Below are 12,292 nucleotides of genomic sequence, written 5' to 3'. Positions count from 1 at the left end.
GATTGGGCCCATCGAATTTGCCACTTCATTGCCTGAACTACTGCTTGGTCTCTCTGTATTCAACATGCCATGGCCGGCAAGCCGACTTTCAGCGGGTCATTCTAGTGATTAGCTTGCTTGGCCAGCACAAGCATCCCGAGCAATTCGGACGTATTGCCAGCGTGCTGCTTCAGCGCATCGTCCAGCAGAGTCTCCATATCCGTTTTCGCCAGCCGAAGCGAGCCTACGGCGATGGCAGCAGCGAACTCAAGGGCTGCGTCGCCGAAGTCCTTGTCCGAACGTGCAAACACCTTCACTAACAGCTCTTTCATCACCTTGCTGAGCTCAGGGCTGGATGAGTAGTCCAACTCCGCTGGGTGGCATGCCCTCAGCATGCACGCTTGCAGGATGGCCTCGTTGAATCTGAGGAAGCACTCTGGGGCCAATACGACCGACTCGTAGCCGTTGGGGCAGAGACGCCTTTCGTGATCTTTGTGTTCCCGGGCGTTTTGGAGCACGGCTGCCATGGTGAGGTGCACCATGCTGGGCTCAACGTCAGCGTAGCGCCTGGCAATCTCGGTTTTGTTTCCGAAAAAGAGAAAACCTTCTGAGAGCCGCAGCGGGTTGCCTCGTGGCGAAAGCAAAAATCCTCGAAACGCACTTAAGGCTGCCTTTCCAGCTAGATCGAGGGACGGCAGGATGTTGGAGGTGTTGGGCAGGTGCTCAAGGCCTAGGTCATGGATGTTTTGTTCCGAATGAGCCTTGTGAGTTTCGATCAAGCGATGCCAAGAGTTGTCATTGGAGTCTTCACCAAGTGGGAGCTGTATCCAGTTGGAAAAGCCGTACTCCCTGGTCGTGGGGTTGCGAACCAAGAACATACGCAATTGGTTCCATGACGCGTTCGTCTGGGGGATACCGATCGGGGAAAGAAAATGCCTCGGAATGTACGCTTTGATGTACGAACGCAGATCGCGACTGATTTCGCGAAGCACGCCGCCATCTCGGGCGACGGTGGAAACGATCACTACGCCGGTGGCGTCTTTGCAGTTGTCCTTCTCCAGTTCGTGGTATGGAAGCACCGTAATCGACGAACCAGCAGCCAAGCGAGTGCGCAGGCGAGCCACGACGATCACTGCGAGAGCTTTGGAAGCCTCGTCATCGGCGTGGATAACGTGACTTACGGTCAGGGGGAATGACCAGTCAATTTCTGCGTCGAGCCATTTCTTAAACTCTGCGTGTTCCAGCAACTCGATGACATCAAGCTGCAGCAGCTTGCTCTTCGTTCCAACTCGGGTATTGAAAGGATGTATCGAAAAGCCAAAAAACTGATGGAAATCGGCCAAGGCTTTCGGAGTATGTGGCTGTCCGAGAACGACTGGTCGAGGAGGCTTGGCTTTTGACGAGAAATTTTCGCCGATGATCTCGATCAGGGTGCCGTCGCTGACTTTCAAGTCAGGGAATGCGACCCCCATATTATCAAGCGCGACCATTACGTCGCCGGCTCGTCCCTGGGACGTCACATCGACGATGGTGGCGATTCGCTGAGGATCCCAAACGCTGCTTGCCATCTTCTTTGCCATGCTTCCGGACGTCGAGGCGGAGACAATGCAGAAATAGGGATCTGATGGAGGATTGATCTTCTCCAACTCATCATAGGAGTGGAAGCTGACTATCTCTGCCTCGGAGCGGCACAGGGCCAGAGCGCATTTGACGTAAGCATAGATACCCATGGTATCGATGAAAACCTTGGTGCTCCCTTGCAGGGCCTGCCCGTGGCATAGCGTGATCAAGTATGCGACGACGTACAACTCTGCCTCGCCTGAGGCGATTTCCCTTGCTTGGATGAAGACCTTGTTCCGGCGTTGGGAAGGGTGCTTGAACACATGGCCAGAGGGGGCCTGGTGAATGGCACTATTCTTCTCGATAAGGCTGTTTACGCCACGGGTTATGAGAAGCTTCAGATCCACGTTGTAAGGGCCCGTATGCGCTCCAAGTGCGTGTTGATTGAAGTTTGTGCCATCCCACTCAACGAAGGTGTATTGCTTCACGAAGTCAAAGCCAGCCTTCATGCCGCGCTTGATCATGGTTTGCAGGTGCAGATTGGCCGGATCCCAGGCTGCCTTGAACGTGTTGCATTGCTCGGTAGAGCCCACGATGTACACGCAATCGGGAAGATTGGCATCACTCTTGAGGGCGGTCTCTACATCGGTATACACATTGCCTTCGGTCAGCTGGCAGCGTTTATAGCAGAGCACTAGGGCTTCAATGCTGCCGTGCGTGGTGCAGTGTTTCAGGTGCCGCCAGGAATAAAAGCGTTCCATCACTGAGCCCTCAGCGGTACGAGAATAGAAATGACCGCACCTTGAACGGGCGAAAGGTTGGTTTCAGTCCAGTCATTGAAAGCAAAGAGGTCACGGTTATCGCCAGGCGTGAAGGCGTTGAACATCGACAGCCTTCCCGTGCGGATCCTCATCAGCCCACCGATCTGCCTCAACTCTTGCAAGACCGAGGGCAAGCCTTCACCTGCTGCTGTCTGGGATTTCGACGTTGATTTGTGCTGCAGGCAACGGAGAAGCGCTCGTCGTTCGTCTTCGAGTGACATCTCTTGCACGCGCTTGCCAGTGAAGCGGCTGACTAACCCTGGCCCTGAGTCAAAATAGCTGATCTCGAATGCCCGGAGGCTCTTGGCTCCGGTTTCGGTTCTAGCAGCTTCATCATTCCAGTATTTGTTCAGATCGGGGTGGCCAGAGAAATCGTCTTTGAAGGTCGACTCGTAAAACCGTGTCCAGCCCATCAGCACCCCCTCGACATGCGAGAGATACGGCCTGCCAGTATGGTCTGTGATCGCGTGCTCTTGGGTGTTTTGAATAAGCTCAGCAGAGAACAAAGCGAGCGCATCGACCAAGGACTCAGGTACTTTGTCCCTGCTTTGCTGCGTTGTACGATCCACTAGCGTGCGCATCACTGGGGCCATGCCGTCTTTCTCTTTAGCCTTGCCTCGCGAAGAAAACAGCGGCTTCAGATACTGGATTTTGGAACCTCCGACGCACAGGAGGTCTATACAGCGCCCCTTGACAAGGTCGTCAAACTCTTGAGCATCCATCGCTTGCATTCTTTTGGTCGCGAAGGTCAGAACGTCTCGGCGATCAATTTCCTTGCTACCAATCCGTATTCCCTTGGACAGCCGAACCCCTGCAATCCCAGGTGAGTAATCACAAACAGCCTGCTGAGCATCAAGTTCTTGAGCGTTTGGATGAATGTCCAAATAGTCATCTTCGAGTTTTTGGCGAGCGAGCGTAACGACCATCTGCAGTCGCGATGCGTCATGCATCGGGCTATGTCGAGCGCCGAGGGTGTCTATAGGGAAGCGAAACACGGTATCGCTGTCGGAGTACTCGATCTGGGAGATGATTTCCTCAATCTCAACCAGGCTCCGGCACTTCCCCACGTGGTTAATTGCCAAGCTATCACCTCTGAAACGTAGGGTTACTTTTGGGCCGGGAGGCTTGCCAGAAGCTGCTTGATTTGGGGCTCGGGTTTCCAGTAATTGGGGCCCTTGAGGAATTTCCCATTCTCATCGTAGATAGGCTTGCCATCGGCACCTAGCTTGCTCTCGTTGCTGTCCATGATCAGCTCCAGTACGGCTTCAAGAGGGATGCCGTACTTCATTGCCTCGGAGCGGCAATACACGATGACGTCGCCGAGAAGGTCTGCAATGGCGACCTGAACATCGATGGCATCGTCTCCTCGACGAATCTGCTCAGTAATGTCATCGATCTCGGCGACTTCGTCGAGCAGCGTCCGCTTGAATTTCAGGAGGCGATCTTCTGCATCCGGGAAGAGGTGTGGAGCCTCATGGATGGGCAGCTTGTACATCGCATTCATTGTCTGGATGCGGTCACGAAAACTTTTGCTCATTGATCCATCTCCGTTGGTGAGGCGTTAGCAGCAGACACTACGCTTCTTTTTCAGGGCAAAGCAATCCAAAACACCCTGGCCCGCCCTAGCTTCGCAGACGCTCTCATGGCGCCTCTGCCTCGTAGTTTGCATTTCATCCGGCAGAGCAAACCCAGGCGTTAGAAGCTTGGCGTTACAATTATGGTGTTAACCTCTGACCTTTCTTCACATAGGCGTGCCACGTCTGTCAGGCACGCTCTAGGACAGCAGGGAGCCTTCAGCTAGTGGATTCACCAACGACAGACCCTAATTCCCCATCACCTCTGGCCCAGGCCGAGGCAGAAGGAAAATCGCCCGTCCCTGACAGAAGCGTGATGCCGGTAGCCTCGACAATCTTTAATTGAATGTCATGGGAGTAGCCCACCGGCTGACCGGATCTGTTGGCGATATAAGAGAAGGGAATGGACGAGTCTCGGTGACCCAGGGTAATGGTCCCCGAGGTCTTGATTTTCTTAAGCGTGCCGGTGGGTTCGACAGCCATGAGGGCAGTACTACTTAAGGCCGCAGTCAGGGTAACGCCCAGGATTGCAGGGAAGGCACGCATCGAAAGCTCCTCATGAGGGTGAGGCGAGTCTTTTTCGGACTCGCTCATCTTGGCTCGGCGAGAGGTCTCGCGGGGCCTGGCGACTTGCTTGTTGTTAGTGACGGGCCAGCCAGACGGTCTGTGCATTGCAGAATTCGCGCACACCGAAATGCGACAGCTAACGGCCAAAACCGCTTTTCTTTACGCCGCCGAAAGTGACGCGTGGATCGGTTGCGCAATAGCCATGGATGAACACGCCTCCGGTTTCCAGTTCGCCGGCCAGCTTATGGGCCAGTTCGACATTGCGTGTGTAGACGGTCGAGGCGAGCCCGAATTCACTGTCATTGGCCAGTTCCAGAGCATGTGCGGCGTCCCGCGCAGTGATGATCGATGCCACGGGTCCAAACAATTTTTGTTTGAATGAGGTCATCTGGTCGGTGACATCACCGAACAGCGTAGGCTCGTAGACGTATCCTGGCCCTTCAGCCTTGGCATTGCGAGGTGATCTATCGATGCGTAATGCTACTGACAGGTTTTATAAAGCGTTTATGACTCGCTGGTTACTGGAGCGCGACTCGACGTCGGACCAACCGGTGAACGCACCTAGTTTGAGGGCCTATCATCGGCACTCTATGCATAAAAATACTGGAGCAAGAAGCGTATGGATTGGGGAAGCGCTGATACTTACGTCAGCCTGGTTTCGGGCCTTGTAGGGGCCGCTATTGGAGGGTTCTTTACGCTTAAGGGAGCAACCAATGCTCATGAGTTGGCGTTGAGAAAAGAGGCGGCGGCGGACAAGGAGAGAATGATTACGACATTAATGCTCCTTCGCATCGAGATTTCCACTGCATGGGAGGCTTTCAATGAAGAGTGCGGCAACGAGCTGTCGGAGCAGGATGATGGCGTACCTTTTTTGAATATACTGCCGATTGGGAAAAATCCATTCCCTATTTACGATTCCGGGCCGCCAGCACTAAACCTTCTCCCGCGAGAGCTGGCAAAGGACGTTGTTCGCTTCTACATGGGCGCAAAAGGTTTGATCGCCTCGATCGAAATGAACAACCGCGATTATGAGCAGGCCCTCCAACATGCTCGGGTACATTTGCTGAGCAATTCAGAGCGTGCCCACAAGGATGGCGAAGCTTTCACTGATGAGCGACATGATCAGCTGTTTGAAGAAGGCGTAGAGTTTATGGCCGGCCAGTTAGGCATGGGCGATACCGCTGACGCGATTAGATCGCTCAGGCAAGATCTAGCACCCATTGTTGGGCGCATCACCACAAAAGTAGATGAGCTATTTTTCCCACTTTCCGACGGCCAGGAACGGACGAACTGATGGCAATACCTTCTTTTGATACGGGTCGGCGACAACAACAAAGCATCAACCCTCGCATTTTAGTGCTTGAAATTAGAGACAGAGCGTGCGTTGAAGATCCGCCGATTGGCTGGGTCATCGTCGAGCGAGAGGAAGTGTACAAACGAGACCCAAGCGGAAAAATTTGCGAGGCATCCATTCGACTGTCTTACCAAAGAATTACCACCAGAGCCTCGTCTTTTGAAAATGGCCACGGTGAATTCAATGGTAGCTATTCAAGCCATTTCAATGCGGTCTCCCTCACCTCGTCCTCAATGTCCAACGGCTCGGTGTACCTCAGTTTGCCGGAGTTAAATGGGCAACGGATCGGTACCTACTTAATGAATGTGATCGTTGAGTGGGTTCAGCAATGGCCTGACGCATCGGTTAACTCCATCCAGCTGTTGAGTGGTCAGGCACGAGGTGATAACAAAGCGCGGCGCAACAGGTTCTATGAACAATTCGGTTTGATTTTTGATTACCACGATTCGGCGCAACGTGAGGGATCATCACGTCCGATGCTGGTACAAGGTTTGTCTGTCGTCGAGACATGGCAAGAAAATATTTTCGAACACAGGATGTTTGGTTATTTAGCGGAGCAGTTGAGCGAAGCGGAATCAGCGCAATTGAAGTTGGGTACGCTTAATCACGCTTTCGCCGATTTATTGGCAAAGCAGAAAAAAGCGGAGGCCCGGCCGTTACGCTGGGCTGTTCGAAGGCTGTATGGACAGCACTCCGGGGCCGTCATCGCCGGGGGGGCGTTAGCCATTTTCGCTAGCTTGCTATGGTTCAAGATGGGGTGATGCGAGGAGCCTTTGGAGAATGCGCTCATAGGCTTCTAAAGGGATGGCCGTGCTGGGTTCGGCACCGCAAAGCACAGTCATTTCCATGATGCATATTCCTATCCTGCTTGTAGCACGAACTCGAATCCATTACCCATTCCCTTGAGCGTTTCGCCAACGCGACCGAAAAATATCTCGGCGTGCTCTGGTAATTAAAACCAAGAGCACGTTCAATACGGCCAGCACACTCCGTCCCGCAAGCACACCGCCAGCGCCCCAGGTCTGCGACAGGTAACCGCCTGCAAGGGGGGGGCAAGGCTTGTTCTATGAGCGAAGGCCGAGCCATGCGCCCCATCAGCAAAACATAATGGGTGGACGACATGAGGGCCAATGGCGGCAGTCCTCGAACGATAGCCCGTAAACCATTACCCGCGCCATAGATCACCAGCCCCAGCGCAGTCATTTCCGGTGCGACGGTCACAAACAGCAGACCAATTGCTACGAATATCACGGAGATCAAGGTCGTCCAGATCGGGTGTCGCTTACTCGAAAACACCTGTAGAACACGTGATCCTGCCTGGCTCGGCCCCAGCAATGCGCTCAGTCCGATGGCGGCTGCAAGCGAGTAACCACGCATGCAACCGACAGTTCGGCCATAGTTGGCAGCGACAAACCGTATGCGGCGATGATGCAATTCGGTGGGGGGGCGGACTTTCCGCATCTATGGGGTGATACTCCAGCCCGACCGTTTTTACCTATGGATGCCAAAGGCAATCTGCAGTCAAAAAAAGCGGAATGCGCCATTCTAAATTTGGCATTAATCCATCTAGACTTCGCTACCGTTTTATAGCCAGACGCCTTAAGAAGATTCCCCAAATCTCCGGCGTAGGGTAGTCTATGGCCACTTGCCATGTCACGGATGAAGGAGTTCAAATGGCTCATTTTTCTTATGCTGGAAACGCAACGGCTAACAAGGCGTTGAACCAAACCATAAAGATTCTAAAAACTATTACCTGCCAAACGAATAAAACAATAAAATAGGCTGCGCTCTTTTATATGTCGCGGGACTTTCCCTTTGCCTCCCTTATGAATTTAAAATAAAACGATGCTAATGGCTTCCAAGATGAAAAAAAGCTTTATTAATGAGTATGAAGCGGCTTTGAAGTTTGACCTTTCGCCGAGTCTTTTGCGATGGCTCACTTCAAATGCAATTCTTGATAAAACTAAAATAAGCTACCAAGAGCGCGACGAGGTCTATTACTACGACCAAGACGAACTCGCAAGCCTAAATAAGAAAATGGAAGGAAAGTGGCCAAAAACTGCTAAGGGACAAAGGCCCAATATTCCAGAGGGAATAAAGCGTGAAATCAGGAGCGAAGCAAGAAGCTCTTGCCCGGTGTGTAACAAGAGTCACGGCGAAATTGCGCATATCGATTGCGTCTCTGCCACCCACTGCAATCATCCTAAAAATCTGATATTCCTATGCCCTGATCATCATACGGAATATGACAACGCTCGAATTCCCGCAAACATCGACAAAGAAGAAGTCCTGATTCTTAAGAAAGGTCTAAGGATATTTCAGCGGCAATTGTGGAAGGTTAAAGGTAATCTGATAGAGTCATATTTGGCAGGACTTAACGCTGCCAAATCTCTTTTGGGGATTCATAATGTCGTCCGTAAGATAATACCGGACGATGAATTCCAAAGTACCTTGGAGAAAATCGCCAGCTCCACAGAATCGTATTCCGATACCGAAATCGATCATGCTAATTTTAACAGTTCTGAATTCCTGAACTCAGAAATCGATTCATACATAGAACAAAACCAAGAGCACATATGCCCTCTCTGTGAAGGTCATGGTGCAACCCATTTTTTTGATACATGCCCCGTGTGTTTAGGCGCCGGAGATATAGATCCAGAAATTAAGGATCATATTGATCTATCTGCCTATAAGCTTATCAATTGCCATTTATGTAGTGGCTCCAGCATGCACAATGGCGCGGATTGTCCTGCATGTGGAGGTGAGGGACAGGTTTCTCAGGGTTATTACGACAACCATGATTGGTCAATGTACGATTTGGTTACGTGTAAGCTTTGCGAAGGTAGCGGTCAGCACGACGGCCATGATTGCCCACCTTGTGGTGGTGAGGGCCAAGTCTCTCAGAGTTTTTATGATTACCATGATTGGTTAGGATACGATTTAGTCGCATGCAGCCTCTGTGATGGTAGCGGCTTACATGACGGCAATAATTGCCCTCCGTGCGATGGCCAAGGCGAAGTCACTCAGGGTTTTAACGAGTATCACGATTGGTCCATGTATGATTTAGTCACATGCAGTCTCTGTGATGGTAACGGCCTACATGACGGCAATGATTGTCCTCCGTGTGACGGTAGAGGCGAAGTCACTAAGGGCTTTCACGATTATCACGATTGGTCCATGTATGATTTAGTGGCGTGTAAACTCTGTGGTGGAACCGGCTTGTATGATGGTTATGATTGTCCACCATGCCGTGGTGATGGAAAAGTAAGCGAGAGCTTCTTCTACGATCATGATTGGTCAAGATATGATACGGTAGAGTGTCAGCTATGCAAGGGCGAAGGACGTTATCATGCAAATGAGTGCATTCCATGCCGCGGAGAGGGGCGAGTCTCCCAAAAATTTAATCGAAATCATGATTGGAGACAATATAGGTAGGCTGGTTTTGCATGCAAAGATCTGAAAGATCAGAGCCCATCTGATATGAGCGTATAGATATTACGAGTATTTTTAACATGGGTGGTCTTAGTTAAAAGTAAGCGAGGGGGTATTAACAATGCAAATCCCCCGCTTATTACTGTTCATTGAATAGAATGCGGTGCTTCATGGGTGATGACTTCGTATCCCCCCCCTCACTATTTACTGCTACGGAGTCGGTAGGGCCTATCGACAAAGGGAGTCACGCGCCGCGCCACTGTTTTTTTGACTTTTGCGGCGGATCGCAACATTACAAGCTGGCTCCACAGGACAGTCGAGCGCATAGAACCAATGTCTAGCAAAGCACCTTGAAAGTGAGGTTTATGGACCGCTTACGACCGAAGCCCTCCATATAAAATCCAAAGTGCCACTAATTGACACTCAAACCACCCCCCTGTCACCCTGCGCCCCGTTCAAAGGACCAGAACAAGGTGAGTGACTACAGCGCCAACCCACCCAGCGGGTAATCGAGGTGGCCGTCCTTGATCCTCGACGCTTTTGCGCTCTTTAGCCATTGACTCAGCAGCGCGTGAGGTTCGGTTAATTGATAGGGGCTTCAATCGTTCGCCGAACTATAGATGAGTTTAAATCAGTGCCAGTCGTGGCAAGCGAGTTGTCAGGGTCGAGCACCTGGAATCGGACATCGCCTTCGACCTGAGGAGGTTTGGGTTTGCGTTGCCGCTGCTTTTCCGATTTGGCCCAGTGGCCACGCCCAGGGAGAGGGATGCCGGCTTTGCGACAAGCCTTGGCGACGGCGACGTCGGAAACACCAATTTCGTGGGCCAGTTTGACCATGGGTGTTTGCCATACCTTTTCGAACAGTTCCGCGACGGTGAAGCTCACGAATGTGTACATGCAGTCTGTCACCTTTGCTTGTCGCGAATTTAAGGCATAACACGGGGGCTCGCGGATGTTAAATTCCGGGAGGCTATGGGCGCACCCACCTATGACGGTGCTCGCGTCTCTGGCACCGCGTACACTGAAAAAGACAACATAGACTCGTTTGGCGTGTGCTCGTAGTTCGAGGACAACACCGCACTGAGCCGATCGCCCAGCAGGTTCCAGGCGTTTTTCTTCTCTTCGGCATAGTCGTGATGCAAGTAATGACGTCTCACCCGAGAGCCGGCCAGGACATGATTTTGGCAGCGATCGATGACATCCAGACTAACGCCTAAGGCTTGCATCATGGTCGCCCCGGTACGGCGCAGGTCATGTGGCGTCCAGTCGCCGTTCTGGCCGTCGGCGAGCACCAGGGTATCGTCGTGACGCCGTCGTGAAAGGGCCTTGCGGTTTTTGAATCGGGCCTGGCGATCGCCTACCTGTTTGCTCACCACTTTCACATTCACATGCCCATCATCCTGCTTGTTGGGGAAGCACCACTGGGAATGCCCCGTCAGGGTCTTGAGTTCCTGAAAGAAATGCAGGGCAAAGGGCGAGAGGAAGACATGGTGGTCCTGCTTCTTGCCCCGGGTGCCTTTGACGTTTTCACTGGGGAGAAACCAGGTCTGCCGGTCTAGATCGACATTTTTCCATTCGGCCTGCAGCAACTCGCCAATCCGGCACAGCGTGCCTAGGCTAATCCATAGCGCAAGTTGGGTTTCCTTCTTCAGCGGTCGAATGCCGTCGTATTTTTGACCGGCGGGGAGGGCGTCGTAATCGGCGGTCATTTGCTGGAAACGGTTGTGCAGTTCCAACAGCTCAGCCGATGAAAGGATGCGGCTTCTTTCGGCTTCGTAGTCGGCCGGGATCAAGGGGGAGATGTCGACCAGCTCAGTTGGATCACCCTCGATCAGTAAGGCCCGCCAAGGTTGGCGCTTTCTGGCCCAACCGAACATCTGAGTGAGGTCGGCGAAGAAACTGATGGCTTGCCGGTGAGCGCCGCGGTTGATCACGGCCCGGATCAGAGCCCGAACATCGTGTTCGGAGACGCTGTTCACTGCGGTCTTGCCGAGTGCTGGCAAAAGGTCCTTGTTAAAGCGTCGTTGCAACTCGGCATTGCCGTCTTTGCGCGCGACGCCATCCAACAGCCAGGCCTGTGCCAGATCTTGGACGGTCAGCGTTTTCACCTTCGCCGTTTTTACTTGTTCGGCCTCTAGGTTAGCCGCGGCGTATGCCTGTGCCTTGGCAGCTTTCTTGTGTTCGTTGGGATTGATCTGCTCATCAATGAGCGCCCTGGCCTGGTTACGGGCCTTGCGGATGTCCGTCAGGGATTTGCGCGGCCAGGTTCCGCAGGCGTACTCTTTGTTTTGGTCGCCCCAGCGATACCGATAGAAAAAGCTGACCGACACGCCGTCCTTACGGACTGAAATTCGACCGGCGAGATTGCCATCCTCCCTGAGGATCCGGCCGGCATCATTGGCGGTCAGCGACTCGAGTTCTTTGATGGTGATTTTGGCCATAAAATGGGTTCCCCCTACTTTTGCCCCCACAAAAACGTCGGCTCTTGATGGACGTTACTGGACTCTCGTAGAGCAGAACACCGCTGGAGCTCAAGTAAATACTAGCTTAGAAAAATCCAGAGTAAAATTTTGGAGTCTTTCAAGAAGCATGAAAAAGGAGATGGGGTGCTAGGGGTCGAGTGTTCGAATCACTCCGTCCCGACCATTATTCCTGAGTAAAATCAGACTCTTAAGCCGATCAGCTAGATCGGCTTTTTTGTGCCTGCGCAAAACTCGCGCAAATCTGCCAGGTGATTTCGCAGGCTTTAGTGTTAAAAGCCAGCCCTTTCAAGGTCTTTGATAAAATCCCCCAAAACTCCAGTCAGGGTGACGAAAGCGATGTGGGCAGAAGTTCTAGCGCGGTTTGAGAAAAAAGCACCGGCCAGTGTCATGACCAAAGTGATACTGGAGCAGGTCGTTCCTGGCGAATGGGTCGATCAGGTGTTCGAAGAACATCGTCAGCGGCAATATCCGCGTGAGCTTCTGTTCTCAACCATCGTTGAACTGATGTCCCTTGTTTCATTG

The 12,292-nt window shown here is 52.4% G+C and carries 8 protein-coding genes and 4 pseudogenes; 4 read left to right on the top strand and 8 right to left on the bottom strand.

The window, feature by feature from the left end:
• Window positions 1-101: 101 nt before the first annotated feature.
• From BLL36_RS28580 to BLL36_RS28560, 5 genes and pseudogenes are all read right to left on the bottom strand, one after another.
• On the bottom strand, window positions 102-2,300 hold the full coding sequence (locus BLL36_RS28580) for a hypothetical protein (RefSeq protein WP_076954939.1): 2,199 nt from the start codon (window positions 2,298-2,300) through the stop codon (window positions 102-104).
• Complete coding sequence (locus BLL36_RS28575; protein WP_076954938.1) at window positions 2,300-3,442, bottom strand: hypothetical protein; 1,143 nt, start codon at window positions 3,440-3,442, stop codon at window positions 2,300-2,302. Before BLL36_RS28575 ends, BLL36_RS28580 begins: the two co-directional genes overlap by 1 nt.
• 23 nt (window positions 3,443-3,465) lie before the next feature.
• Complete coding sequence (locus BLL36_RS28570; RefSeq protein ID WP_008037541.1) at window positions 3,466-3,897, bottom strand: nucleoside triphosphate pyrophosphohydrolase family protein; 432 nt, start codon at window positions 3,895-3,897, stop codon at window positions 3,466-3,468.
• Window positions 3,898-4,258: 361 nt separating this feature from the next.
• Window positions 4,259-4,480, bottom strand: a pseudogene (locus BLL36_RS28565) (amino acid ABC transporter substrate-binding protein); the annotation flags it as partial.
• Window positions 4,481-4,574: 94 nt separating this feature from the next.
• Window positions 4,575-4,949 (bottom strand): annotated as a pseudogene (locus tag BLL36_RS28560) (aldehyde dehydrogenase family protein); the annotation flags it as partial.
• Window positions 4,950-5,120: 171 nt separating this feature from the next.
• On the opposite strand from BLL36_RS28560, the gene BLL36_RS28555 reads away from it, so the two are divergent.
• On the top strand, window positions 5,121-5,795 hold the full coding sequence (locus BLL36_RS28555) for a hypothetical protein (protein ID WP_076954937.1): 675 nt from the start codon (window positions 5,121-5,123) through the stop codon (window positions 5,793-5,795).
• A complete protein-coding gene (locus BLL36_RS28550; protein WP_076954936.1) occupies window positions 5,795-6,616 on the top strand; it encodes a hypothetical protein in 822 nt (273 codons plus the stop codon). Before BLL36_RS28555 ends, BLL36_RS28550 begins: the two co-directional genes overlap by 1 nt.
• 129 nt (window positions 6,617-6,745) lie before the next feature.
• Here BLL36_RS28550 and BLL36_RS31420 read toward each other — a convergent pair.
• Window positions 6,746-7,229: pseudogene (locus tag BLL36_RS31420) on the bottom strand (MFS transporter); the annotation flags it as partial.
• A gap of 489 nt (window positions 7,230-7,718) precedes the next feature.
• On the opposite strand from BLL36_RS31420, the gene BLL36_RS30870 reads away from it, so the two are divergent.
• Entirely contained in the window at window positions 7,719-9,290 is a 1,572-nt protein-coding gene (locus BLL36_RS30870; protein ID WP_165448125.1) for an HNH endonuclease signature motif containing protein, read from the top strand.
• A gap of 579 nt (window positions 9,291-9,869) precedes the next feature.
• On the opposite strand, the gene BLL36_RS28530 is transcribed toward BLL36_RS30870, so the two are convergent.
• Together BLL36_RS28530 and BLL36_RS28525 are read right to left on the bottom strand one after the other, a co-directional pair.
• A complete protein-coding gene (locus BLL36_RS28530; protein WP_076954934.1) occupies window positions 9,870-10,184 on the bottom strand; it encodes a hypothetical protein in 315 nt (104 codons plus the stop codon).
• A gap of 89 nt (window positions 10,185-10,273) precedes the next feature.
• Entirely contained in the window at window positions 10,274-11,728 is a 1,455-nt protein-coding gene (locus BLL36_RS28525) for a tyrosine-type recombinase/integrase (protein ID WP_076954933.1), read from the bottom strand.
• 429 nt (window positions 11,729-12,157) lie between these two features.
• Between BLL36_RS28525 and BLL36_RS30865 the strand changes: the two are divergent.
• Window positions 12,158-12,292 (top strand): annotated as a pseudogene (locus BLL36_RS30865) (IS4 family transposase); the annotation flags it as partial.

The sequence above is a fragment of the Pseudomonas cedrina subsp. cedrina genome (genome assembly GCF_001983175.1).
Taxonomy (GTDB): Bacteria; Pseudomonadota; Gammaproteobacteria; order Pseudomonadales; family Pseudomonadaceae; genus Aquipseudomonas; species Aquipseudomonas cedrina.
Note: the sequence above shows the minus strand (reverse complement) of the source record. Positions and strands in the feature narration are given on the sequence as shown.